This window comes from Paenibacillus sp. V4I5, from assembly GCF_030817255.1.
Taxonomy (GTDB): Bacteria; Bacillota; Bacilli; order Paenibacillales; family NBRC-103111; genus Paenibacillus_E.
On record NZ_JAUSZB010000002.1, the window covers coordinates 5,649,529 to 5,673,329 of the forward strand.

Consider the following 23,801-nt stretch of genomic DNA (forward strand, 5'->3'; position numbering starts at 1 on the left):
CGGATTCATAGAGAAGACCTATTAGGCTTTCTGTTCTTTACGATAAACCGAAGGTGCTAACCCACTCCATTTGCGAAATTGTTTGGAAAAATAGAGGGCATCGTTGAATCCGACAGAAGCCGCTACTTGGTCAATGGTCATGGATGTCTCTAACAACTGTTTGGCCCGTTCCATGCGAACTTTTAATAGATACTGCATAGGGGCTAAGCCCGTAGATTGTTTGAACATTTTACATAAATACGTACGGTGATAACCTAGATTGTGTGCGAGTTCCTCGATAGATACCGGCTGTGTATATTGTAGTTCTAAATATCGGATGGCCTGTCCGACTTGACGCTCGATATCGGTTTCGGTTGTTGGGGTAAAAGCAATCTGGTGGCTGTTCACGCGCCCAAGTTCCCGGATTAAGAGGCGAAGCCAAGCAGCGGATTCCATATCCTCAAGCACTGGTGTGTCAGAATGCTGGAAACTTGAGCGAATATGGCGGTAATAATGACGAATGGAGCGGGGGTTACTCCCCGAAATGACGGCCTGATGGGGTGAAACGCCGATTTGCGAAAGCAAGGTTCCTGCTGCGCGGCCTGAAAAGGCAACCCACGTATAGTGCCAGGGATGATGGCTGTCTGCGATATAGCTGAACAACTCTCCGGGATAAATAACGAAGGTATCTCCGGCGGAGCATCGGTAAGTGCGGTTATGCATCTCGAACGTGCCTTCTCCCGCATGCACGGTATGGATAAGGTAATAATCATGCACAGCCGGTCCCATTTTATGTAGAGGAATAGGCTTGCCTTCGCCACTGAAAAGTACAGATAATTCATTGGTACTATGGAGCGGATTGATATGAACGCTGAAATAGGAATGATCCTGATTCATAGAAGCCTCTTTTTGTTTTTGTTTCTAGGGTACATGAATAAACTACAAATGTCCATATAGGAGTTCATTCAATCCATATATTTGGGAGCTGTCCTGCGCTATAGTGAAGATAAGAAACAAGACCACACATTGGAGGAGATTCACACATGTCCAAGATTACTTTTCTAGGTGCCGGAAGTACGGTTTTTGCGAAAAATGTACTTGGTGATTGTTTGCTCACACCTGCGCTGCAAGGCTTTGAAATCGCTCTCTTTGATATTGATCACGAACGTCTGCAGGATTCAGCTAACATGCTGAATAACATCAAAAAAACTAGCGGAAGTACGTCAGTTATAAAAGCATATACCGACCGTAAAGAAGCTCTGAGCGGAGCTAAATATGTGGTGAACGCCATCCAAGTAGGTGGGTATGATCCATGTACAATAACTGATTTTGAAATCCCTAAAAAGTACGGCTTGCGCCAAACGATTGCTGACACGGTCGGTATCGGAGGTATTTTCCGAAATCTGCGTACGATCCCTGTGATGCTGGATTTCGCTGCGGATATTCGCGAGGTCTGTCCGGATGCCCTGTTCCTTAATTATACGAATCCGATGGCGGTATTAACCAATGTTATGAACACATATGGCGGTGTTCGTACAGTTGGCTTATGTCACAGTGTGCAAGCGTGTATTCCGGAGCTTTTCAAAAGTCTAGGTTTGGAAAAAGAAGGCGTTAAAGCCAAAATCGCCGGTATTAACCATATGGCATGGCTGCTGGAAGTAACTAAGGATGGTGTAGATCTCTATCCGGAGATTAAGAAGCGGGCTATCGAGAAGCAGAAGGAAAAGCATAATGACATGGTTCGCTTTGAAATGATGCTTAAATTCGGCCATTATATCACGGAGTCGTCCGAGCATAACGCTGAGTACCATCCGTATTTCATCAAACGTAATTATCCAGAGCTGGTTGACCGCTTTAATATTCCACTCGACGAGTATCCACGCCGCTGCATCGAGCAAATTAGCAGATGGAAACAAATGCGCGAGGATCTGGTGAATGATGCGAATTTGACCCATAAGCGTTCTCATGAGTATGCTTCCTACATTTTCGAAGCGATTGAGACTGATATTCCGTTCAAAATCGGCGGTAACGTGATGAATACTGGCTTGATCACGAATTTGCCGCGCGAAGCATGCGTTGAAGTGCCTTGTTTAGTGGACCGTAACGGTGTTACACCTACCTACGTTGGCGATCTTCCTCCGCAGCTAGCGGCGCTGAACCGTACGAATATCAATACGCAGTTGTTGACGATTGAAGCAGCTATCACACGTAAACGCGAGCATATTTATCACGCTGCCATGCTGGATCCACATACATCAGCAGAACTGTCGATGGACGATATCGTTGCGATGTGTGATGAGTTAATTGAAGCACATGGCAAATGGCTGCCTGAATATCACTAAATGTTCATATGAAAAAGAAGGTCGTGGCGTATGTCTAACATACCCATGGCCTTCTTTGCTTTAACCACCGAATGCGTCACGAAACGCATGGTTTAATACGTCAAGCTCCACATTCCAAAGCGGGGCAATTTCTGGTCCTACGTTTTCGTCGAACCAGTCGGAAAGCGCTTTGCGGTTGCTGCCGTTCTCCATGATGAATGGAAGATTCAACATCACCTTTTTCACATAGAGCTCCTCAGCAGCCCTAATCTGCTCGGGGGAAATCCATACTTTCAAGCGTTTAATCGTTCGGTATAATTCCTTGCTGCAAGCTCTCCGAATTCCACGTGCACTGGGGAACTGCTGCTTATGTTTTTCATTCGGCTTATTATTGATCATGACTGTATCCACACTCCTCTATGCTATTTGTATGCATGGAGAGGGCACAGAGCCACTGGGGACAGGAACCTAAGTCGCCCATTTGGGAGAGTGTTATCGATTTACTGCCTTATTTGAAATCATTGAACTTTGCAACAGTGTAAACGAAAAAAAACCTTACTGCTTCACCTGATATCTGAACGCCACGAGAGGAGTTAAGAGACCTGAGAGCAGATAAGGTTTTCGTCAGAAAAGCTGCTAATCCACCACGATGTAGCCGATCATCGGACCGCTATGGGCAATATCCGTGTGCGTCAAGCAAATGAGGCGGTAAGTCCCTTCCTGATCGGCTGTGAAATGTACAACGGTTTCCTTCCCTTTCTTGACTTCACCGCTAATATTTAGCCCTTCAATGAGAAAAGGGTGGCTCTGACCGTTCACACCATAGATGCTAAGCTTGATTCTCTCGCCCTTTTGGACAACGACGGTGCCTGGATCCCATCGATAGGCTTCGATTGTTTTACCGTCTGCCGTGGTTGATTTAAACTCTCCGGCAACCATGTGAATCGTTCTTTCTGCAGTCGGCTCGGCTGCTGTTGAGACAATGCTCCCACGGTTTAAATACAGCAAGCCGGAGAGGAGCAGCAGCAGAGCAGCGGCTGCCAGATAGAGATGCTTACGTTTAACAATCCATACTTGGGACATGGTTGGTCCGCCTCCTGTACAAGGTTCTTGTACATCTTATGCAGAGGCTTGTCAGCGCATGATAATGATCTGATGAACAGTTCTAGCCGCTGTTCGAGTGAGGGTTCTAATTACCACCATGCTGTGGGGTAATGGGTTCGGGTTGCCCGGTGATAAACGAGGGCAACCAGCACGAGCAGCGCGGCGCCGAGCAGCACCGGCGTGAGCAAGAAGCCCCAGCCCGCGCCCGTGAGCATCACGAGCAGCGGGTCAGCGCCGGCCGGCGGATGCAGCGTGCGCGTCAGCTGCATGAGCGTGATGGCGGCGCCAACGGCAAGGGCGAGGCTCCACGCGTGGACGCCGAAGGCGGAGAGTGCGCATAGCCCGACGAGCGTGCTCAGCAGGTGGCCGCCGATAAGGCTGCGGGGCTGCGCGAGCGGGCTCTGCGGGAGCGCAAAGGCGATGACGCAGGAAGCACCGAAGGGCGCCATAAGCAGCGAGAATCGGGTGAAATCGCCGAGTAAGCTGCAAACCAGAATGGCGAGAAACCCGCCGATTCCGGGGATGAGCAAAGTGAATACTTTTGGGAATGATGCAGGGCTATTCATTGCTGGTGTACACCTCTTTTCCTTTATTAATTCTCATGGTATCATGAGTTAAATCATTTGAAAAACGAATGATTTCGATGTCAGGTATTCGAAAATTCAATAGGTGGGGGTGGAGTACGATGCTTGAACATATGGACGGGCGCAGCATGAAAACCTTCATCACGGTGATGGAGGAGAAAAGCTTCAGCAAGGCAGCCCTCAAGCTCGGATACGTACAATCAACGGTTACAATGCATATACATCAGCTTGAGCAGACATTGGGTCAAGCTCTGTTTAAGCGATTGCCCCGAGGTGTAGAGTTAACAGCTGCGGGCAAAGAAGTTGCCCCCTATGCGTATCGTTACCTACAGCTTGGCGAATCCCTTCAAGATAAATTAACCGGCCTGCATGAACCCAAAGGAGTGGTGCGGCTCCGAGCGCTTGAATCCTTCTGCGTGCCGCATCTCCCGCAGCTGCTGCCTACTATATTTGAACAATATCCTCAGATTCAATTGCATCTGGAAACCGGGTTTCAACGTGATATTATCCAAGAAGTGTCAGCGTACCGCGTTGACCTTGGTATTGTTCCTCGCGACCCGAAAGCTAACAATCTTACTTTTATACCGCTTATCCAAGATGAATTGGTATGGGTAGGGGCTCCTGCATTGATAAGTCGAATGGAGAACGATGGTTGGGAAGCGATAGCGGATACCAAGGTAATCGGATTTGGAAGCCGCTGCATTTATCAAACGATGGCCTCTCAGGTCTTAGCAGACAAAGGATTGTCCACTTTTACAGCAATGGAGTTCGACAGCACGGAAATGATTAAACAGACCATGATGTTTGGAATGGGACTGTCCTTAATGCCGTTAACATCCGTTCAGGAAGAACTACAATCGGGCAAGCTGATGAGACTGCAGCAGGAAAAAATAATTCTGTTAGAGCATGGGCTCATTCATCGCACAGGCAAAGACTTAAGTGCACCTGTACAGGCCTGCAAGGAGCACATTATATCCTATTTTTTAGCGCAAAAAGAGCGTGAAACTGGTTGATAGGAGCCCGTCTGTGATAGAATGTTTTATAGACTAGAGACGGATATTCTAAGTGGAGAGAGGTTTCATGGATGAGTGAGATAATTCATAATGTTTTGCTTTATTTGGAAGGGCTTGGGTATTGGGGTATTTTCCTCGGATTAATGATGGAAGTTATCCCTAACGAACTGCTGTTGGCTTATGCAGGCTATCTGGTATCTAAAGGTGAAATTAACTTTGTTGGCGCCATTATTTGCGCAGTAATTGGCGGTACCTTAGCACAAGTGGTACTCTATTGGATCGGACGCTACGGAGGCAGGCCTTTTCTTGAGAGGTACGGCAAATATTTGCTTATCAGCAAGCATCATATTGATGTAGCCGAGTCTTGGTTTAACCGCTATGGGACAGGCATGATCTTCACTGCTAGATTCATTCCCATTGTCCGTCATGCGATATCCCTTCCCGGCGGTATGGCCAAAATGCCACTAGGTAAGTTTACACTCTACACAGGTCTAGCTTTAATTCCATATTCCTTTCTCTATGTCTACTTGGGCATGAAGCTCAAAGATAACTGGGAAACGATTGACGAAATTGCAGGACCTTACATTAAGCCATTAATTATTGCAGCAGTTGTCTTAACAATCTTATATGTAGGTTATCAATTATATTTGAAAAGAAAAGCGAAGAAATAGGCCACAAAGATTTGGCGCTTTCGCTTGCATTTGCTACAATAAAAGAAACGAATGACGATAAGAGAGGATGATCAGCGATGAGTACGAATCTTGCAAGCAAACTGCGCACTGGCTTAAAGCCACAACAGTTCATTGACAGCATGGAGAAAAATCAAGAGCAATTTGTAGCTTATTACAATGGATTTGAATGGGGTAATGAAGAGGATAAGGAGTATTTTGATTCTCTTAACAACCGGGATGATCTGCGCTGTCTGATCGTTGCTGCGGATTGGTGCGGCGACGTTGTTCGCAACGTACCTGTCGTATTTAAAGCGCTAGAGAACAGCGGTATTCCTACGGAAGTACTTATCATTGAACAAAACTACGACGTCATTGATCAGTTCCTAACGGGTGGCGGTCGTGCTATTCCACTTGTTATATTTACAGATACAGGCGGTTTTGTTTTGGGACAATGGGGTCCGCGTCCGAAACACGTGCAAGCTGTCATGAATCAATTCAAAAAAGAAAATCCAGATCGTGAAGCGGCAGATTATAACGAAAAAATTCAAGTAGCCAGAGCCGAAATGGGCCGTCAATATGGTGAAGGTAACGGATATCATGCTGTTATTGTGAAAGAACTTCGTGAATTAATCGAGTCGTTCTAAAGGTGAATACATATGATTAAAATAGAATCATTTGTTCTAGGTCCGGTAAGTACGAACGCGTATTTATTATCTGATCCAGAAACGAAAAAGGGCATTATCATAGATCCTGGTATGAACCCTAAGTCGCTGATTAAAAAGATTGCTGATTTGGAAATCGAAGCGATTCTCCTCACGCATGCTCATTTTGACCATATCGGTGGTGTTGATGAGATTCGCAAGCTCAAACGCTGCCCCGTGTATATTCACGACCTAGAAGCCGATTGGCTGACAAATCCGAAGAAAAACGGCTCAGCTCGCTGGCCTGATCTAGGTGCTCCGATTGAAACGGACCCGGCTGAATATGCGCTAGATGAAGGGCAAACGCTCGAGTTTCTTGGCATTAAGCTTAAGGTGTTCCATACCCCCGGTCATTCACCGGGAAGTGTGAGCTTCTTATACGAGAAGCACCTGTTCAGCGGAGATGTTCTGTTCAAACTGTCGGTAGGTCGAACGGACCTTCTCGGTGGGGATAACAACGTGCTGCTGGATTCCATTCAAGATAAGCTGTTTTTACTCGAAGACGACGTCATTGTGTATCCTGGACATGGCGCCAAAACAACGATTGGTTTCGAACGAGAAAACAATCCTTATGTGTAATAAAGAAGGACTGTCCATGATGTAGTGGACAGTCCTTCTGTCGTTTCATTAGCAGCATGAATGCTCGTTCGCCCATGACATCTAACCATTTTATTTGGATCTGGGTGTTTACCGTGTTCAAGGTAGGTGCTCCCCCATAGACTGATGTTGTAAGCTATTCACCTAACCTAAACGAAAACAAAGTTTAAGACCATTTAATTTTATGATGAAAGTTTTCCTTAAGGAAAACTATGAGGAGGTGCTCTTTCATGGAATATGTAAAAGCTCCAACGTATCCGATAGCCCCGATGCCGATGCCAACCCCAATGCCGTTACCGGTACAACAGCAGCAAGCGCCAATGATGCAAAGCCCGGTTCACAATGATATCCATTTGCATGCATCCTACCAACAAACATCGTATGTTTTCCCAAAACCAGTTGCCGCGCAGCCTGTAGCCAAAGTTAGCTCTTATAACTCAGTAGGAAGTATTCTCGTTCTGTTCATTTTGCTTGTCATTATTACACGTGGGATTTGTAAATATTAATTCGTTGATCGTCAACAAAAAAGTAATCCACCTCGGGGATTCCGACCGGAGTGGATTACTTTTTTGTTATTATTCAATGTGAACTTAAGAGCCGTAAACCTCGAAATCGAATAATGAATATCCGTATGTTGTTCCTCTAGCTGTACAAAGCACTCTCACATATCTTCCGTTTTTCGCGGTAAACGCATTATCGTCAATACCGCCATTGCCGGTTGTTGTTACAAAGGCATCCGTCCAGGTCGTGTTATCAATTGAAGAGCGATGGTTGCACAAGCAGCAGGCTATAATTGTTTGCCAACATTCACCGTGGACGGAAAGAGCATTAACGTAGATAGTTCCTAGTTGAGATGATAGAATAGATAACAAGAATTGCGAGTTTGACGTCATGAATTGACTCTTGTTAGTATTCTACTCAATCAATAGAAACAGGTGATGCATTATGAACTTATTAGGTCTGCGTTACTTCTTGAAAGTGGCCAAAAGCTTAAATTTCAGCTTGGCTTCCCAAGAGCTGCATATCTCTCAGCCTGGACTTAGTCAGCAAATATCTACACTAGAAAAAGAAATTGGGTTGAAATTATTCAACCGCACCACGAAAAAAGTAACCTTAACTGAAGAAGGAGAGTATCTTTATAAGAAGCTTTCCCCTTCATTTGAAAATATCGAATTTATTGTGAATGAAATTTCCAATAGAAAAATTATTCCCCAAACGATAATCCGCATATCAACGGTCCCTTCCGCTGCGAGCACCTGGCTGCCCAAGCTATTTAAAACACTGCATTCAGAATTGCCGGAAGTTGAAATTTATGTTCAAGAGACATCTTCTACTAAAGCTATTGAAGATGTTAAGCAGCAAAGTAGTCACATTGCATTTATTCGTACACCAATCGACAAAAAAGCGATTACGGATCAAGGGCTAAATCTTATTGAGTTTACAAAATACCCCATGCAGGCCGTTGTTTCATTAAATCACCCTTCTGCACAAAATGAGTCGATAGATCTGTATGAGCTTAGAAATGACCCCTTTTTTCATTATGATAAAGAACAAGCACCATCCCTTCATTTTCTACTGGAAAAGGCTTGTCTCACTGCAGGCTTTCAGCCCAAAACTCTTTGTGTAGGATCAGAGATCCTAACGATTGAAAATCTCATTGCTGATGATCTTGGGGTCACCTTAATGCCAAGCGACATGGTCAATTTACTGAAATCTAATAGAGTTAAATCATTAAATTTGAAGGAAATATTACTGAACAGTTCGATTTCGGTCATTTGGAGAGACAGCAATTATGTGCCTCTTACCACACAGCATACCCTGAATATTATCAAGGCCAGCATGCTTAGCAAATAATCTCTGATAAAAACTGATAAATTCGATATAAACAAGAATCTAGCATACGGATAGATAACTTCTCTTAAGAGAGTCTTTTTTAAAGACTCTCTTTTCTCATTTCTTTGATATAATTTTACCTTAACAACAGGCGTTATTTATAATCGATTATTATAAATATATAAGAAATAGGTATTTCCGACTATTCTAATATTTTGATACGATTCACATGCAAAGACAACCAACAAGGAGGAGTATCGCAATGAAATTAAATATGGTGCAATTTGGACTTGGTCCAATAGGAATGGAAATTTTGAAAATGGGTTATCACTCTCCCGATGTTCTCGTGATCGGAGCTGTTGATGTTGATCCTGATAAAATCGGTAAGAACATCGGTGCATTAGCTGAAGCAGAAGGAAGTGATAGTTATGTCGTCTCTAATATAAATAGTCTTCCAAGCAACAAGGGCAAAAAGGTTGCTATTCATGCAACTGGATCAAATCTTGTTAAAGTATGGCCTCAGATTAGAGAGCTTTTGGACCACGGCTTTTCAGTAGTATCTACTTGTGAGGAATTATCTTATCCCTTTCACCGTTACCCGGAATTGGCCAAAGAAATAAACGAGTATTCCAAGCAAAAAGGGCAAATCGTGATCGGAACTGGTGTAAATCCTGGGTTTATCATGGATACGATGGTGCTTTGTTTAACGGCAGTAACCAAATCTATATCCAAAGTAACGGTGTCTAGGAAAGTGGATGTTTCCAAACGGAGGATTCCTCTTCAAAAAAAGGTTGGGATTGGCATGACCAAAGAGGAGTTTGAAGGGTTAGCGAGAGATAATAAAATCGGCCATGTTGGTTTGGAAGAATCCTTACGCCTGATTGCTTATGGCTTGAATTGGGAAGTAGGCGAGGTCAATAACCAAATCGAGCCAACGGTTTCCTCAGAAAATGTGGACTTAGCATTAACTTCTTTGAAGGTAGGCCAAGTGAGCGGACTGCACCAAGTTTCAACAGCAAAAACAAAGGATGGTAAGGAAATCATTCTTGATTTGGTTATGTCAGTTGGAGTCCAGCAAGCGGATGAAATCATTGTTGAAGGGGATGCCATACACCGACTGTTGATCCCAGACGGAATTTTTGGTGATACTGCAACGTCGGCCATAGCTATCAATTGTGCCAAGCTTGTTAACCAGTCCAATCAAGTAGGGCTATTGACGATGGCTGATCTTGGATTGCCAAGAAATATACATAATCTCTAATCCCGGATATTCAATCTATGAAGGGAGGTGGATCAATTAATGACGGTTCAATAACGCTCCGATCTTGCAAGAACGCTTCTTTCCAGAATTCCTGTCGTGAATAGACTGGGAGCGCAAGGCCAAGCTCGTCACATTTTCTGAATTTCTTACATCATGGTTCTTACATAAGAACGAGGAAGGAAATACAAGAAATTATATTTGTGAGAGGTAGGTTGATGTATGGTTAGAAAACATGTAAGGTCACTGATTTGTGCCACGTTAACAACCATCCTGGTGTTGTCGACTCCCACAGCTATATTCGCAGATCGTCTCCCTTGGTATCAACAAAGTCCGGTTGCTACGGGGACTGGGGGGGCTGCAGCTACAGAGCACCCTCTTGCCTCGCAGGCTGCCATGGATATTCTTAATTCGGGCGGTAATGCAGTAGAGGCTGCCATTGCTGCGGCAGCCGTTCATGGTGTGGTAAGACCATTTTCTGGAGGCATTGGCGGCGGCGGATACATGCACATCTACTTAAAAGATCAAAACAAATTCGTCGTCCTTGATCATCGTACTACGGCAGGAAGCAGTTTTGGCGCTCACTCATTTCTAGACACGAATGGCATAGAGTATGCGGAAGATATCCGTGATAGTAGCGGCCCGAGCGCCGGGGTTCCAGGTGTGGTTAAAGCTTGGGAAAAGGCACTGCAAGAGCATGGAACAGGAAAAACCTTGAGCGAACTTCTGCAGCCAGCTATCCAGGTGGCGGAAAATGGCTTCTACGCAGATGATAATTTCATCCGTGAGATAACCGAGAATGCGCCTCGCTTTCGCGCCTATCAATCGACAATTGATTTGTACTTAAATCCGGATGGGAGCGTGCCGCCAGTTGGAACACTCATGCAAAATCCGGATTTGGCTAACACTTACCGTCTCATAGCACAGCATGGAAGTAGTAAATTCTACAACGGAGAGATTGGGCAAGCTGTGGTGGATGCGGTGTATAATCCGCCAGTCGTAGCTAATCCCCCTTACCAAGTCATCCCAGGTGACCTGACCTTAAGCGATTTTCAAAATTACAATGTTCTTGAATATGCACCCGTCAAGGTGAATTATAGGGGTTATGATATTTATGCTCCTCCTCCTTCTTCATCCGGTGGGACTACCGTTGGGCAAACTCTCAATATTCTTGAAGGGTACAATATGGGGACAATTCCCCGTGATGCGGCTCTGCATTACTTTATAGAAGCATCGCGTTATGCCTTTGCCGACCGCAAAGCTTATTTAGGTGATCCTGCGACGTATACGGGGACTATGCCTGTTACAGGATTGTTGTCCAAAAACTATGCGGAAAGAGTCAGACAAAATATTGGAGATATCGGTACCCAACGCTTGGTGGAAGCAGGAGATCCTTGGCCGTACGATGCGAACCCTAACCTTCCGACTAATCCGATACCGGCTGCTGGTAAGCATACATTTTCCTACAATTTTGCCGGTATAGCGAATGGTTCTACCTGGGATTCCACGGGGAAGTTTATAACCGCAAAGGGTGGAAATGGAACCGTCGCGATTCATGTTCAAAACGAAACGGGTAACATGCAAATTTCAGGAAGCAAAAACGCTTATGTGCGAGCCCAATCGGTGATGGCACCCATTAGCGACAGTGAACTGCTTGTTAAGTTCAAGATGAATGAACTAACCGGAAACCGCAGCTTACGGTTTTGGTTGAGGGCTGATTCATGGAATAGCACTACCGTTCCGAATAACGGCTATGGTGTAGAATTAAATACAAATACGGACAGCGTAAAGCTCATAAGAGCAGCAGCAGGCGGCCAAATAACAACAATTGCAACATTTGCACATACTCGCATCACGGATTGGCAGTGGCTGCGTTTCCGTGTGGAAGACAATCAACTCCAAGTGCGTATTTGGAATAATGGCGTGAATGAACCTAGGGAAGACTGGAAATATTCCATGCAAGATAGTCAAGTTACTGGTACAGGTAAATTGCTGCTGAGCGCTATTGCATTATCAAACGGAAGTTTAGGTGGCAGCTTCAACGTAGACGATATTCATGTAACTGATCTGCATCCACTAGCATTCTCATCGAACTTTAACGGTGTAGCGAACGGCTCCTCATGGGATTCCACAGGATTATACACAACCCAATTGGGTACAGGAGCAAGTAACCCAGGGGTAGGGGCACAGATCGACGTGCAGAGTGAAACAGGAAGGATTTATCTGGATAAAACCCAATTTGCTTACGCAAGGGCCGAATCGTCGATGAATACTCTCTCAGACTCCGAATTGTTAGTTAAGTTCAAAATGAATGAGCTTACAAACGATCGTAATTTGCGGTTTTGGTTGAGAGCTGATGGATGGAACAGCACGAGTGCTCCTCATAACGGTTATGGTGTGGAGATAAAGACCAATTCTGACAAGGTGAGGATTCTTCGAACAAGACAAAGCAACGGAGCCTTTGCTCTCACTGAAATCAACCATCCTCGAACTACAGATTGGCAGTGGCTGCGTTTCAGTGTCGAAGGCAATGTAATTAGGCTTAAAATTTGGAAGGATGGGGAAGTAGAGCCCGTTGGTTGGCTGCATCAGCGCACGAATAGTGATGTTGTTGCACCTGGGAAATTCCTGCTCAGCGCAGTCGAGCTAACTGGAGGTACTGGGGGAAGCTTCCAAGTGGATGATATGCAGGTATTCGACCTAGATGTATTCAAGAATCAAGGATCTACTATTCACTTGAGCGTATCTGACAGTGATAGAAATATCGTTTCTTATACAAGCACCATTAACTCCATTGGCGGCAATGGAATAGTTGTACCAGGGTATGGGTTTCTTCTGAATAACGATTTGGCCACGCGTGTACCTTCCAATTCTCCAGTCGGAGCTCCTAATGGGCCACGTCCTGGAATGCGCGCCTTAAGCAGTATGTCACCCACTATTGTTATGAAAGATGGGATTCCGGTGATGGCTTTGGGTTCACCTGGAGGAGAGACAATTATAACCTCGGTCGTACAGGTATTATTGAATCGCCTTGATTTTGGGATGACTCTTCCCCAGGCGGTTGCGGCTCCTCGTTTATCCCAGCGCAACCATAGCTTTTTTGGAAATACGCTTATTGAGGCTGAATTTCAAAATGCGGTGGAATACCAGCAATTACTGGCTCGTGGGCAGCAATTATTTGTTACTTCGGGAGTAGAGGGTATTGGAGCAGTTAATGCAATAGAGTTCTTTCCAAACGGCGAAGTGCAGGCTGTTTCCGAACCTTCCCGAAGAGGTGGAGGAAGTGCAATGGTTCAAAATCCATAATAGAATTGAGTAGCAAAAATAGAGGCTTTCCTGAAAGTATTTTAATTGAAGGAGAGTCTCTTATTTGTTGCTTATCTGGATATATGTAAAATTAACTAATAAAAGTGCTTGTATATATAACTTCTGATTATAATTATATAAGAATCTTGTATTTACTGCCTTGAAATGCTTCATGGTAGAATAGTAAAATAGTAAAAATTTTCAAGCAATTCAATGAATGAGCAAAAGGAGTGTACGATTTGAAACCAATTATCGGTATTACCTCTAACATCAGAGAAGAGAAATTACTCACAACAGGCATAAGCAATATACACGCGATTGTGAAAGGAGGAGGTGTACCCATTGTATTACCGAATTTATCGGATGAATCTATGATCGATCGTTTGGCCGATTCAATTGATGGTTTATTGGTGACTGGCGGTAACGATGCTGATCCGACTCTTTATGATGAGGAACCTCATCCTAATCTCGGTGAGGTTTGTCCGGAAAGGGATTACTTCGAAATAAGGCTCATAACCAAGCTGTTGACAAGAAATAAGCCCATTCTAGGAATTTGCCGAGGGTGTCAGATGATCAACGTTGCTGCTGGCGGTAAATTGTATCAAGACATTCATGTACAATATGGCAAGCCCCTCTTGCAGCATACTCAAAAAGCACCTAGATCACATCCCACCCACTATGTAGATGTAAAGGAAAGCTCTTTAATTCATGACATTGTTCAGTCCACCCGCTTCAAAGTAAACAGTTTCCATCATCAAGCGGTTCGGAGCGTTCCAGAGGGATTTGATGTCACAGCATTATCCAGTGATGGTATCGTAGAGGCGTATGAAAGCAAACAACATCATTTTGTTCTAGGCGTACAGTGGCATCCCGAAAATTTGGCGCAAAAAAATGATGTATATTCGTTAAGACTATTTAACGCATTCATTGAAGCCTGTCGACGATAAGGTGACCAATTGTTAAGCTGATTTTCCGATTATTTTTTAAAATAAAAAGGGGGTAATACTATGCGTATTATGAAATCAGCAGTAATTTGTTTGCTTACAATTTCAATTCTAATAGCGGGTTGCAGTAAAAAGGAAGTTCCAACCGATGTAAAGGACGAACAGCGTACGCTTACCTTCGCGTTACCGACAGAAATCAAGACGATGGATTTATATGCACATAACGACCATGTCACATGGATGGCGATTAATAACCTATATAGCACTTTGTTTAAGCGTAATACGAAGGGAGAAATTGTTCAAGATTTAGTAGAGAAATACATAAGTTTAAACGAAACAACATGGGAGTTTATCCTGAAAAAAGGGGTGAAATTCCACAACGATCAAGAATTAACGGCCGAGGATGTTAAATTTTCATTAGAGAGAGCGGCTACTGATAAAACGCTGAACGAAAGTAGTGCTTACAAGTCGATTAAAGAAGTTAAAATAATAGATTCACATAGATTCCAAATTATCACGCCAAAGCCAGATCCTTTATTATTAGGAGTGCTTGCTCGAACCAGCGCTGCTATTTATCCAAAGAAATATATCGAAGAAAAGGGTATGGACTATTTTAACGAACATCCAATTGGTTCGGGACCCTATAAATTTGTCGAATGGAAACGAGGAAGTCACGTTACTATGCAGCCTTTTGAGTCCTATTTCGAAGGACCTGCTAAGGATTGGAGCAAGTTGGTGTTTCGTATCCTTCCTGAGAGTACGACAAGGGTTGGAGAGCTGCTAACAGGTGGTGTAGATATCATTCCTGGAGTTACTAGCAACGAATGGGAACGTATTAAAGGAAACAACAAAACGGAATTAGCTTCTGCGGTATCCAACCGTGTAGCAATGATAGTGCCGAAGGCTACCTCCGGCACTCCTACTGCGGACACTCGGGTAAGAGAAGCCATAGAATTAGCCATCGATAAGAAGCTGATCATTAATAAGTTACTGGGAGATGGAGCTACGCCAGTTCGAACTCGTATAACACCTGGAAACTTTGGAGCTAATGATAAACTATATAATGTTGCTTTGTATGATATTAATCGGGCTAAAGAGTTATTGAAAGAAGCCGGTTACGAAAAAGGCTTGGAGCTAACCATGCAATCTTCTAATGGTCGCTATGCAAGGGACAAAGAAGTTGCTGAAATGGTTGTTGGTATGTTGGCCAACGTAGGAATCAAAGTGAAATTGGAATTAATGGAATGGAACAGTTATTTGGAAATGAGAAATGCGAACAAGATCGGTGATTTGCATATGGTATGGTTTGCAAACTCATTCTTTGATGCACATATTATGATAGGCGAGCATCTCACATCGAGTAGAAAAATGGAAAATCTGGGGTACGTAAATCAGGAACTTCTTAACTTGCTTAAACAGGCAGAGAACAACATGAATACAGAAGATCGTACTAAGCAATATCTACGAGCTCAAGAGATCGAAGCCCAAGAGCGGATGCGTATTTACCTCTATTTAGAACACAACACTTATGGTGTTAACAAATTGGTAGACTTTAAACCGCGATTGGATGAAATGTTCAAAGCTTATGACATTACGAAACGCTGATTATCAATTTAATTAAGCCCTAAAGGGGAAGGAGCCGTGTATAGCTCCTTTCTTTTAATAATGGACAACTGCGTGCCCATTTTGCGTAACTTAAGGAAGTGAATCCATGAAGCACTATGCGATTAGACGTTTGATTCAGATGATACCTGTATTATTTATTATTATTTCTATTGTGTTTATCTTGATGTACATATCGGGTGATCCTATTGTACTTATGCTTCCTGAGGATGCAACTCAAGAAGATAGAGATGCGCTTAGGACAGCGTTAAACCTGGATGAACCCTTCTATGTTCAATTTGGCACCTATTTATGGAATATACTGCATGGTGATTTTGGAAATTCCTTCAGGTACAACCAAGCAGCTTTGCCGCTTGTGCTGGAAAGGCTGCCTGCAACTGCTCAGCTAGCTGCTGCCTCCATGATTATTGCCATAGCTATGGCTGTACCACTAGGTATTTGGTCGGCAACCCGTAAAAATTCGGCTATTGAATTAATAGTAACAACTGGAACGGTTTTGGGGAAAGCGATGCCCAACTTTTGGGTAGGAATTATGCTTGTATTATTGTTTGCCGTCAATTTGCAATGGTTTCCCGTTTCCGGAAGCGGTACACTTGCACATCTTGTCCTGCCAGCTATTACACTCGGCACATCCGTTGCCGCATATATTGCTCGTTTAACACGTTCCAGTATGCTGGAGTCCTTGAATCAGGATTATGTTAGGACAGCAAAAAGCAAGGGCTTGAAACACTCGATTGTGATCTATAAGCATGCTTTGAGAAACGCATTGATTCCTGTCGTTACGATTATTATGCTGCAGACGGGTGGTTTGGTCGGGGGGGCTCTTGTTACCGAATCGATTTTTGCTTGGCCGGGATTAGGTCAGCTTCTTGTTCAATCCATCAATGCAAGGGATATGTCTGTCGTACAAGCCGCAATATGTGTTATTGCCGTTATGGTTATAGTCATGAATCTGATAACGGATATTGTGGTAGGATGGCTCGATCCGCGTATTAAATATAGATAGGAGAGTAGATGGATGATGACGAGTACGCAAACGGTCCTAGTAAGTGAAGCCTTGCAAGAAAACCAAATAGATAACGAAAAGTCTCGAATCTCCAAGTGGGGGAAACTGCTGCTTAAAAGCAAAACAGGGACAATAGGGTGCATTGTTTTAACTATTGTTACACTGACAGCCATATTTGCTCCTTGGATAGCACCCTACGATCCGGGAGAACAGCACATTGCCGATATGCTGGCTCCGCCTTTTTGGATGGAAGGCGGTAGTGCGCAATACATACTAGGTACCGATAACTTGGGCAGAGATCTTTTAAGCAGAATTATCTACGGCTCTCAGGTTTCCGTCATTGTTGGTTTATTTTCAGTTGTTGTTGCAGGTGTGATTGGGATGACCATTGGTCTCCTTTCGGGTTATTACGGTGGATGGCTCGATAACTTTTTTATGCGTCTTGTCGATTCGTTTCTGGCTATTCCAAGTATTCTTTTTACGTTGGTCATCTTGAAGCTGACAGGTCCGGGGTTAATGACGTTAATTGTTGTGCTGGGGATAACGAATTGGGTAGTTTATGCACGGGTAATTCGAAGTGAAATTCTCAGTCTGAAGGAGAGAGAATTTGTAAGAGCAGCCAAATCGATTGGTGTCCGCGATTGGCGCATCATAGTCAAACATTTGTTGCCCAATGTATTTTCATCTTTTAGTGTAATCGCTACGTTGAGTATGGCTACGACCATAATTGCTGAGGCTTCCTTGAGTTTCTTGGGATTAGGTATTCAACCACCGGCAATCTCTTGGGGAGGGATGCTCAGCACTGGACGGGATTATTTGGCGACGAATTGGGGACTGGCGACGTTTCCTGGTTTGGCGATAACCATTACAACCCTGGGAATTATTTTTGTGGGGGATTGGTTGAGGGATATTCTCGACCCCCGTTCTGGAGATGTATAAGAATTGAGACTGTAATGAGGGGGAGAAAAATTGAACCAGCCGACTTTGCAAGTTACAGGATTACAAACACATTTCTTTACAGGGAATGGTGCTGTAAAGTCCGTTGACGGTGTTACCTTCAGCTTGCTGGAGGGAGAAACGCTTGGAATCGTGGGGGAGTCAGGATCAGGGAAAAGTGTTACCTCTTTATCGATTATAGGATTAATCGAATCCCCGGGCAGGATCGTGGGAGGTGAGGTCAGATTTCTGGGTCGGGATTTACTGCAGCTGAAGGAAAGCGAAATGAGGAAGATTAGAGGTAAGGAAATCAGTATGATTTTTCAAGAGCCGCTGACCGCATTGAATCCGGTCTTTCGAATCGGGCATCAAATTCAGGAAGTACTGATGAACCATAATCAATTGCATAAGGCAGATGCCGAACGGCAAACTCTGGAGCTGCTTAAAAAGGTCAAAATTTCAAGACCTGAAAGCGCATACGATTCATACCCTCACGAACTTAGCGGAGGAATGAGACAAAGGGCTATGATTGCCATGGCGATTGCTTGCAAACCTAAGATTTTAATCGCAGATGAGCCAACCACCGCCTTGGACGTTTCAATTCAAGCGCAAATTTTGAAGATTATGAAAGAAATTATCCGTGATGAAGGCAGTTCTATTCTTTTGATCACTCACGATTTGGGAGTTATTGCTGAAATGGCAGATAGGGTCGCGGTCATGTATGCAGGTCAAATTGTCGAACAATGTGACGTATATACCTTATTTAAAGCCCCCAAGCATCCCTATACCCAGGGACTGCTCAAGAGTACCCCCAAATTGCATAATAATGAAGAGACTTTGGATTCCATTGAAGGCTCTGTACCCCATCCCTTGAATATGCCAGTAGGCTGCCGCTTCCATCCGCGCTGCTCCTACGCTACGGATAAATGCAACCAAAACGAACCTCAATTGAGGGAATTAGAGTCAGGCCATCAGGTGCGGTGTTTACTTTATGAGAACGGATTCCAATAAGCTGAACAAGAGAAGAGGTGCTGCCATGAAAACAACGGAAGGACGAAAGGTGATCTTGCAAATTCAGCAATTAAGCAAGCAATTCGACATCAGTCACGGGATATTTAATAAGAAAAAACAAATTCTCAAAGCGGTGGACCAGGTTGATCTTACTGTGTTTGAGGGGGAAACCCTAGGTATAGTGGGAGAATCCGGATGTGGCAAATCTACCTTGGGCAACATGATGATGTATTTAACGGAGCCTTCTTACGGAACTGTTGAATTTGACGGTGTTGACTTTAGTAAGTTGTCACGTGAGACGCTGCGGCGAAAGCGTAAAGACATTCAAATGATTTTTCAGGATCCATTTTCGTCCCTCAATCCACGTATGAAGATTTTTGATATCATCGCAGAGCCCCTGCTCACTCATGGAATTGCCAGAGGTAAGGAACTGAAGGAACAAGTGCATAATATTTTGGAAGCTGTAGGCTTATCACCAGATTATGCCAATAGATTTCCTCATCAATTCAGCGGAGGTCAGCGGCAAAGGGTAGGGATAGGTCGTGCCATAGCGCTGAAGCCTAAGTTGATCGTATGTGACGAGCCCGTATCTGCACTAGATGTATCTATACAATCGCAAATTCTCAATCTTCTATCTGTTCTGCAAAAGCGCTATGGCTTAACCTATGTGTTTATTGCGCATGGATTACCGGCTGTCGCTTATATCAGTGATCGTATTGCTGTGATGTATCTTGGAAGAATAGTCGAAATTGGGAATAAGGAGGATTTGCTTCATGCGCCAGATCATCCCTACACCGAAGGCTTATTGGCATCCATACCGATCTCTGATCCGGAACATCGTGGAATCAAAAGAAAGGCCTTGGAAGGGGAAACCCCGAATCCAATCAATCTGCCCTCCGGGTGTGCGTTTCATACACGCTGTCCCTATGTGCAGGACCTTTGTAGAGCTGAAGCGCCGCCACTTGCTTCAAGTGGAGTGGATCGTTTGGTTGCTTGTCATTATCCACTGACGAGCAAGCAGGAGGTGCAAATTCATGGGTGAGCGTCAATACGGTGTTAGTGCGGCACATCCTTTAGCTGTGGAAGCAGGCTTATCCGTTTTGAAATCAGGTGGTAATGCGGTAGATGCAGCCATTGCGGTTTCTTATATGCTCGGAGTTGTCGAGCCCTATGCTTCCGGAATTGGCGGGGGCGGGGTTATGCTCATATTTCCTGAGTCCGGACAAGAACCAGTGGTATGTGATTATCGTGAAGTGGCTCCGATGTCAGGGATTGTCTCTATGGAGGAGGTTGGCGTCCCGGGATTCGTCAAAGGTATGCAAGGGGTGCATGAGCGATTCGGCAGCATAGATTTACGGACCTTGCTTGATCCGGCTATTAAAGCCGCGGAGGAAGGAATTCCTGTCGGAGAAGCGTTGCATCGCCAATTGATGAAGGTACAGCATGTCCAGCCGGAAAACTTTCCAGAGTTCTTCCCGGAAGGAACAGCCGCGGTTCAGCCAGGTGAACCATTAAAGCAGCCTCTGTTAGCCCAGACCCTGCGAGCTATTCAGGAGCATGGTTCAGATTGGTTCTACCAAGGAGAATTGGCGCGCGAGATTTCATCGATCGTTGACGGAATGAAGGAAAGCGACTTTCAGAATTATAAGATTTCTTTCAAGCAACCTCTTTATAGTGAATATGATAATTACGATTTGATCACATGTCCTCCTCCATTCGGCGGAGTTAGCTTGATTCAGGCGTTGAAGATGAGCGAAGCACTGGGTCTACATACTTTTCCGCAAGGATCAGTGCCTCATGTCCACTTGTGGGGAGAAATTATGAGTAAATGCTATGCACTGAGAAGTACGACATTGGGAGATCCAGATTTCTACGATTTTCCAAGCCGACGACTGATTAGTCGAGAATATATGAATCCACTAGTTGAAAGCATCAGATTGGATCAATCGTCTGAGGCAGCAGTAACAATGGGGGATGTAGGCAATACGACGCACTTTGCTATCGTCGATCGTGATGGCATGCTTGTATCCACAACCAATACAATCGGCGGCTTCTTTGGGCCTGGTATAGCTGCGGGCGGGTTTTTCTTAAATAACCAGCTGCGCAATTTTTCTAGTAATGTGGATTCACCCAATGCATGTGAACCTGGAAAAAGGCCGCAAAGCTTCGCTTGTCCAACAATTCTGCGAAACCACCAACAGAGCATAGTAATCGGTTCAGCTGGAGGTAAACGAATCCCAATGACGATGTCCATCATTCTGGAGAATATGGTGAAGCGGGATAAAGGTATAGAGGAAGCAGTCGCTGCCCCCCGTTTTTTTATAGACGAAAAGGTAGTTCAAACGGAATACAAGCTACAAGCAGAAGTTGAAGAAAAGCTGATCAGGCTTGATTATGAGGTTGTACATAATCCTGATGCCTTGTTTTATGGCGGGGTTCATGGACTGAAGACTACTCATGCTGCTGGTCAAGTATGGGGTGCTGCCGATCCAAGAAGAGGTGGATCATGGGGTGTTGGTAAATATTGATTAGGAGGATTAACAATGGGGAAATCATCTTTTTTTGAGGGGAATAATATTATTCTTCGTATTGAAATGGAGACACATATTAAGTTCGGCGAAGTAGCAACAGCTATTGCTAGAGCCGGAGGGGACATTGTAGCCATAGATATTGTCGATTCTAGCGTAACGAATACAGTTCGTGACGTTACGGTTAATGGTTCCGATGCAGGACTAACTAATCAAATTACGGAAGCGCTATCCCTGATTACAGGGATCAGACTTGTACATGTCTCCGATCGAACTTTCTTACTTCATCTCGGTGGAAAGATCACCACGGTTCCCAAAAGCCAGATCCAAAATCGCGATGACTTATCACGGGTGTATACGCCGGACGTGGCAAGAGTATGTATGGCCATTCATGAAGATCCCAATAAAGTATTTACATTAACTATTAAGAAAAATATGGTAGCGGTTATATCAGACGGAAGTGCTGTATTGGGATTGGGAAATATTGGCCCTCGCGCGGCTATGCCTGTCATGGAAGGAAAGGCTGTACTGTTCAAGCAATTTGCTGATGTAGACGCTTTTCCTATATGCTTGAGCACGATGGATACGGAAGAAATTATTCAAACCATCAAACACATTGCTACCTCCTTTGGAGGTATAAATTTAGAGGATATTTCATCCCCTCGTTGCTTTGAGATTGAGAAACGATTGCGCGAGGAATTGGACATTCCTGTTTTTCACGATGATCAGCATGGAACCGCAGTTGTTATGTATGCTGGTTTAATCAATGCCTTAAAACTAGTGGGAAAGTCGATCAGTGATATTAAGGTGGTCGTATGTGGAGTTGGAGCAGCAGGTATTGCCTGCACGAATATGATGTTGGCAGCAGGGGTAAGGGAAATTCTTGGTGTAGATCGAACGGGTATATTGACTTCAGATAAAGAACAGGATAATTCAATGAAGCAGTGGTTTGCTGAACATACGAATCCCAATCGGATTAAAGGAACTTTACAGGATGCTTTACGTGGCGCTGATGTGTTCATCGGCCTTTCCTCGGGCGGTTTATTAACTCGAGAAGACGTTATGACCATGGCAGAAGATCCCATTATTTTTGCGATGGCAAATCCTACTCCAGAGATTCTACCTGAGGATATCGAGGATATTGCCGCTGTTGTCGCAACGGGTCGATCGGATTACCCAAACCAAATCAACAACGTCCTTTGCTTTCCAGGAATATTCCGTGGGGCTTTGGACTGTCGAGCTACTACGATCAATGAAGAAATGAAGCTAGCGGCGGCTGAAGCTATTGCCTCTATCATCAGTGATGAGGAAAGAAACAAGAATCATATTATACCCAGTGTATTCAATCAAAGAGTTGTAACCGCCGTCAGGGACCAAGTTATCAAAGCTGCCCTACTTACGAAGGTAGCTCGAAAAGTCCCGAAAGAATTCAGATAAGGGCTTTGTTAAATATGAGATCATAGCGATGCACGAGAAATTGTTGTTTGGCTATCAGGAACTCTCCAAGGTACTTGGAGAGTTCCTAGCCTTTAAAGAAGCTGCAAACAAAGGGAACTCAAAAAGAAAAAAAGAAAAAATCACCCTTTGTTTCTGTTGAAGTCTAACGACATGAAAGTACCTACAACGAAACCTTGTTAAATCAAGGTTTTTTGACTTTGTAGGGAGGTTCTTGTCGTTGTATTTACGAAATGAATATCCCTACATAACACGCATAGCCCAGTAGAGTTGCTTCATATGTGCAAGTTGAACAGGGGATTGGTTGTCTGCAGCTTCACGGTTGTTGACAATGATTTGCAATTGCGGGTCAATCTCCTTTTCATCCTTGTACCTCATACAGCAGCCCGATGAAGCTTTGCTGCGTTTGCCTTCTCGGGCAGGTCAAAGCCGGAAATCTCATACTCCGTGGTGCTGAGCGTCATATTCTTATCTCCATAGGAAACCTTATCATAGTAAGCTGTGGTCACGCCGAACAAAATCCTGAGATGGGTTAAGCTTAGAAGGGGAGCCCCTTGTTTCGAATCCGAATCCGTAGCCGGCGCTTCCGTGAGCTTGACGACATTTGCCAGCTTACCGTTCCAGAATGTCTTGGCTGCCGGCTCGCCAGCTTTCAGTTGTACCGCCGCTGCAGCTGGGAATCCACGTTTCCCGAAAGGAAAAATGTGGTTGCTAGACGATTCGCCGGCGGTTAGTCTGCTTTTGGATACCCATGAATATGCCTATGAAATGAAGTGCGCACCACGAATTACACGGGATATGTGCTATGTCCATCACCAAAAAGAACGCTTCATTCGGTGGTACAACGAGGTGGATGCGCGATTTACACTGGAGGATATGTACGCCAAAATCGCGTTGTTCGATGCTTACAAGAAATAACTCTCGCTTTACT

24 protein-coding genes are annotated in these 23,801 nt (G+C 44.3%); 18 read left to right on the forward strand and 6 right to left on the reverse strand.

Annotated features, from left to right (window positions below; all coding sequences use genetic code 11):
• Positions 1–21: 21 nt before the first annotated feature.
• The gene (locus QFZ78_RS27845; RefSeq protein WP_307552329.1) at positions 22–876 is read right to left on the reverse strand and encodes a helix-turn-helix transcriptional regulator; all 855 of its coding nucleotides are present in this window, start codon (positions 874–876) and stop codon (positions 22–24) included.
• A 146-nt stretch (positions 877–1,022) separates the two neighbouring features.
• Here QFZ78_RS27845 and melA point away from each other — a divergent pair, with 146 nt between their 5' ends.
• The gene (gene melA / locus QFZ78_RS27850) at positions 1,023–2,321 is read left to right on the forward strand and encodes an alpha-glucosidase/alpha-galactosidase (protein WP_307552330.1); all 1,299 of its coding nucleotides are present in this window, start codon (positions 1,023–1,025) and stop codon (positions 2,319–2,321) included.
• Positions 2,322–2,381: 60 nt separating this feature from the next.
• Here melA and QFZ78_RS27855 read toward each other — a convergent pair whose 3' ends face one another.
• From QFZ78_RS27855 to QFZ78_RS27865, 3 genes are all read right to left on the reverse strand, one after another.
• Positions 2,382–2,699 (reverse strand): dehydrogenase, encoded by a 318-nt coding sequence (locus tag QFZ78_RS27855; protein WP_307552332.1) that lies wholly within the window; start codon positions 2,697–2,699, stop codon positions 2,382–2,384.
• A 237-nt stretch (positions 2,700–2,936) separates the two neighbouring features.
• Positions 2,937–3,383 (reverse strand): cupredoxin domain-containing protein, encoded by a 447-nt coding sequence (locus QFZ78_RS27860; RefSeq protein ID WP_307552334.1) that lies wholly within the window; start codon positions 3,381–3,383, stop codon positions 2,937–2,939.
• 110 nt (positions 3,384–3,493) lie between these two features.
• The gene (locus tag QFZ78_RS27865; protein ID WP_307552336.1) at positions 3,494–3,970 is read right to left on the reverse strand and encodes an HPP family protein; all 477 of its coding nucleotides are present in this window, start codon (positions 3,968–3,970) and stop codon (positions 3,494–3,496) included.
• Between the two features lie 119 nt (positions 3,971–4,089).
• Between QFZ78_RS27865 and QFZ78_RS27870 the strand changes: the two genes are divergently transcribed.
• The 5 genes from QFZ78_RS27870 to QFZ78_RS27890 all read left to right on the forward strand — a co-directional run bounded on the left by QFZ78_RS27870 (position 4,090) and on the right by QFZ78_RS27890 (position 7,476).
• The gene (locus QFZ78_RS27870; protein WP_307552338.1) at positions 4,090–5,001 is read left to right on the forward strand and encodes a LysR family transcriptional regulator; all 912 of its coding nucleotides are present in this window, start codon (positions 4,090–4,092) and stop codon (positions 4,999–5,001) included.
• A gap of 71 nt (positions 5,002–5,072) precedes the next feature.
• Positions 5,073–5,672 carry an undecaprenyl phosphate transporter UptA gene (uptA, locus tag QFZ78_RS27875; protein WP_307552339.1) on the forward strand — a complete coding sequence of 200 codons (600 nt, stop codon included), beginning with the start codon at positions 5,073–5,075 and terminating at the stop codon, positions 5,670–5,672.
• 77 nt (positions 5,673–5,749) lie between these two features.
• A complete protein-coding gene (locus QFZ78_RS27880) occupies positions 5,750–6,316 on the forward strand; it encodes a thioredoxin family protein (protein WP_307552340.1) in 567 nt (188 codons plus the stop codon).
• 12 nt (positions 6,317–6,328) lie between these two features.
• Positions 6,329–6,952: an MBL fold metallo-hydrolase gene (locus tag QFZ78_RS27885; RefSeq protein ID WP_307552342.1), complete on the forward strand. Its 624-nt coding sequence runs from the start codon at positions 6,329–6,331 to the stop codon at positions 6,950–6,952.
• A gap of 248 nt (positions 6,953–7,200) precedes the next feature.
• Entirely contained in the window at positions 7,201–7,476 is a 276-nt protein-coding gene (locus QFZ78_RS27890; protein WP_307552344.1) for a hypothetical protein, read from the forward strand.
• Between the two features lie 84 nt (positions 7,477–7,560).
• Here QFZ78_RS27890 and QFZ78_RS27895 read toward each other — a convergent pair whose 3' ends face one another.
• Complete coding sequence (locus tag QFZ78_RS27895; protein WP_307552346.1) at positions 7,561–7,863, reverse strand: discoidin/SUN/FTP domain-containing protein; 303 nt, start codon at positions 7,861–7,863, stop codon at positions 7,561–7,563.
• A gap of 52 nt (positions 7,864–7,915) precedes the next feature.
• On the opposite strand from QFZ78_RS27895, the gene QFZ78_RS27900 reads away from it, so the two are divergent.
• The 11 genes from QFZ78_RS27900 (at position 7,916) to QFZ78_RS27950 (ending at position 22,852) form a co-directional block, all read left to right on the forward strand.
• Positions 7,916–8,824: a LysR family transcriptional regulator gene (locus QFZ78_RS27900; protein ID WP_307552347.1), complete on the forward strand. Its 909-nt coding sequence runs from the start codon at positions 7,916–7,918 to the stop codon at positions 8,822–8,824.
• 241 nt (positions 8,825–9,065) lie between these two features.
• Entirely contained in the window at positions 9,066–10,064 is a 999-nt protein-coding gene (locus QFZ78_RS27905; protein ID WP_307552349.1) for an NAD(P)H-dependent amine dehydrogenase family protein, read from the forward strand.
• Positions 10,065–10,283: 219 nt separating this feature from the next.
• Entirely contained in the window at positions 10,284–13,367 is a 3,084-nt protein-coding gene (locus QFZ78_RS27910; RefSeq protein ID WP_307552351.1) for a gamma-glutamyltransferase, read from the forward strand.
• 230 nt (positions 13,368–13,597) lie between these two features.
• Complete coding sequence (locus QFZ78_RS27915; RefSeq protein WP_307552352.1) at positions 13,598–14,314, forward strand: gamma-glutamyl-gamma-aminobutyrate hydrolase family protein; 717 nt, start codon at positions 13,598–13,600, stop codon at positions 14,312–14,314.
• Between the two features lie 60 nt (positions 14,315–14,374).
• Positions 14,375–15,916, forward strand: coding sequence for an ABC transporter substrate-binding protein (locus tag QFZ78_RS27920; protein ID WP_307552353.1), 1,542 nt, complete (start codon positions 14,375–14,377; stop codon positions 15,914–15,916).
• 106 nt (positions 15,917–16,022) lie between these two features.
• Positions 16,023–16,940 carry an ABC transporter permease gene (locus QFZ78_RS27925; protein ID WP_307552354.1) on the forward strand — a complete coding sequence of 306 codons (918 nt, stop codon included), beginning with the start codon at positions 16,023–16,025 and terminating at the stop codon, positions 16,938–16,940.
• A 12-nt stretch (positions 16,941–16,952) separates the two neighbouring features.
• A complete protein-coding gene (locus tag QFZ78_RS27930; protein ID WP_373460192.1) occupies positions 16,953–17,879 on the forward strand; it encodes an ABC transporter permease in 927 nt (308 codons plus the stop codon).
• 30 nt (positions 17,880–17,909) lie between these two features.
• A complete protein-coding gene (locus tag QFZ78_RS27935; protein ID WP_307552356.1) occupies positions 17,910–18,887 on the forward strand; it encodes an ABC transporter ATP-binding protein in 978 nt (325 codons plus the stop codon).
• Between the two features lie 25 nt (positions 18,888–18,912).
• Positions 18,913–19,929, forward strand: a complete 1,017-nt coding sequence (locus QFZ78_RS27940; protein WP_307552358.1) for an ABC transporter ATP-binding protein — start codon at positions 18,913–18,915, stop codon at positions 19,927–19,929.
• The gene (locus QFZ78_RS27945; RefSeq protein WP_307552359.1) at positions 19,922–21,415 is read left to right on the forward strand and encodes a gamma-glutamyltransferase family protein; all 1,494 of its coding nucleotides are present in this window, start codon (positions 19,922–19,924) and stop codon (positions 21,413–21,415) included. Before QFZ78_RS27940 ends, QFZ78_RS27945 begins: the two co-directional genes overlap by 8 nt.
• 15 nt (positions 21,416–21,430) lie before the next feature.
• Positions 21,431–22,852, forward strand: a complete 1,422-nt coding sequence (locus QFZ78_RS27950) for an NAD-dependent malic enzyme (protein WP_307552361.1) — start codon at positions 21,431–21,433, stop codon at positions 22,850–22,852.
• 392 nt (positions 22,853–23,244) lie between these two features.
• Here QFZ78_RS27950 and QFZ78_RS27955 read toward each other — a convergent pair whose 3' ends face one another.
• Positions 23,245–23,379, reverse strand: a complete 135-nt coding sequence (locus QFZ78_RS27955) for a hypothetical protein (protein WP_307552363.1) — start codon at positions 23,377–23,379, stop codon at positions 23,245–23,247.
• A gap of 79 nt (positions 23,380–23,458) precedes the next feature.
• Here QFZ78_RS27955 and QFZ78_RS27960 point away from each other — a divergent pair, with 79 nt between their 5' ends.
• Positions 23,459–23,788, forward strand: coding sequence for a hypothetical protein (locus QFZ78_RS27960; RefSeq protein ID WP_307552365.1), 330 nt, complete (start codon positions 23,459–23,461; stop codon positions 23,786–23,788).
• Positions 23,789–23,801: the final 13 nt, after the last annotated feature.

What these genes read in the sequence shown, in the direction of transcription:
- QFZ78_RS27845 (WP_307552329.1), bottom strand. Translation starts at nt 876, where the DNA reads ATGAATCAGGATCATTCCTATTTCAGCGTTCATATCAATCCGCTCCAT.
- melA (WP_307552330.1), top strand. Translation starts at nt 1,023, where the DNA reads ATGTCCAAGATTACTTTTCTAGGTGCCGGAAGTACGGTTTTTGCGAAA.
- QFZ78_RS27855 (WP_307552332.1), bottom strand. Translation starts at nt 2,699, where the DNA reads ATGATCAATAATAAGCCGAATGAAAAACATAAGCAGCAGTTCCCCAGT.
- QFZ78_RS27860 (WP_307552334.1), bottom strand. Translation starts at nt 3,383, where the DNA reads ATGTCCCAAGTATGGATTGTTAAACGTAAGCATCTCTATCTGGCAGCC.
- QFZ78_RS27865 (WP_307552336.1), bottom strand. Translation starts at nt 3,970, where the DNA reads ATGAATAGCCCTGCATCATTCCCAAAAGTATTCACTTTGCTCATCCCC.
- QFZ78_RS27870 (WP_307552338.1), top strand. Translation starts at nt 4,090, where the DNA reads ATGCTTGAACATATGGACGGGCGCAGCATGAAAACCTTCATCACGGTG.
- uptA (WP_307552339.1), top strand. Translation starts at nt 5,073, where the DNA reads ATGAGTGAGATAATTCATAATGTTTTGCTTTATTTGGAAGGGCTTGGG.
- QFZ78_RS27880 (WP_307552340.1), top strand. Translation starts at nt 5,750, where the DNA reads ATGAGTACGAATCTTGCAAGCAAACTGCGCACTGGCTTAAAGCCACAA.
- QFZ78_RS27885 (WP_307552342.1), top strand. Translation starts at nt 6,329, where the DNA reads ATGATTAAAATAGAATCATTTGTTCTAGGTCCGGTAAGTACGAACGCG.
- QFZ78_RS27890 (WP_307552344.1), top strand. Translation starts at nt 7,201, where the DNA reads ATGGAATATGTAAAAGCTCCAACGTATCCGATAGCCCCGATGCCGATG.
- QFZ78_RS27895 (WP_307552346.1), bottom strand. Translation starts at nt 7,863, where the DNA reads ATGACGTCAAACTCGCAATTCTTGTTATCTATTCTATCATCTCAACTA.
- QFZ78_RS27900 (WP_307552347.1), top strand. Translation starts at nt 7,916, where the DNA reads ATGAACTTATTAGGTCTGCGTTACTTCTTGAAAGTGGCCAAAAGCTTA.
- QFZ78_RS27905 (WP_307552349.1), top strand. Translation starts at nt 9,066, where the DNA reads ATGAAATTAAATATGGTGCAATTTGGACTTGGTCCAATAGGAATGGAA.
- QFZ78_RS27910 (WP_307552351.1), top strand. Translation starts at nt 10,284, where the DNA reads ATGGTTAGAAAACATGTAAGGTCACTGATTTGTGCCACGTTAACAACC.
- QFZ78_RS27920 (WP_307552353.1), top strand. Translation starts at nt 14,375, where the DNA reads ATGCGTATTATGAAATCAGCAGTAATTTGTTTGCTTACAATTTCAATT.
- QFZ78_RS27925 (WP_307552354.1), top strand. Translation starts at nt 16,023, where the DNA reads ATGAAGCACTATGCGATTAGACGTTTGATTCAGATGATACCTGTATTA.
- QFZ78_RS27930 (WP_373460192.1), top strand. Translation starts at nt 16,953, where the DNA reads ATGATGACGAGTACGCAAACGGTCCTAGTAAGTGAAGCCTTGCAAGAA.
- QFZ78_RS27940 (WP_307552358.1), top strand. Translation starts at nt 18,913, where the DNA reads ATGAAAACAACGGAAGGACGAAAGGTGATCTTGCAAATTCAGCAATTA.
- QFZ78_RS27945 (WP_307552359.1), top strand. Translation starts at nt 19,922, where the DNA reads ATGGGTGAGCGTCAATACGGTGTTAGTGCGGCACATCCTTTAGCTGTG.
- QFZ78_RS27950 (WP_307552361.1), top strand. Translation starts at nt 21,431, where the DNA reads ATGGGGAAATCATCTTTTTTTGAGGGGAATAATATTATTCTTCGTATT.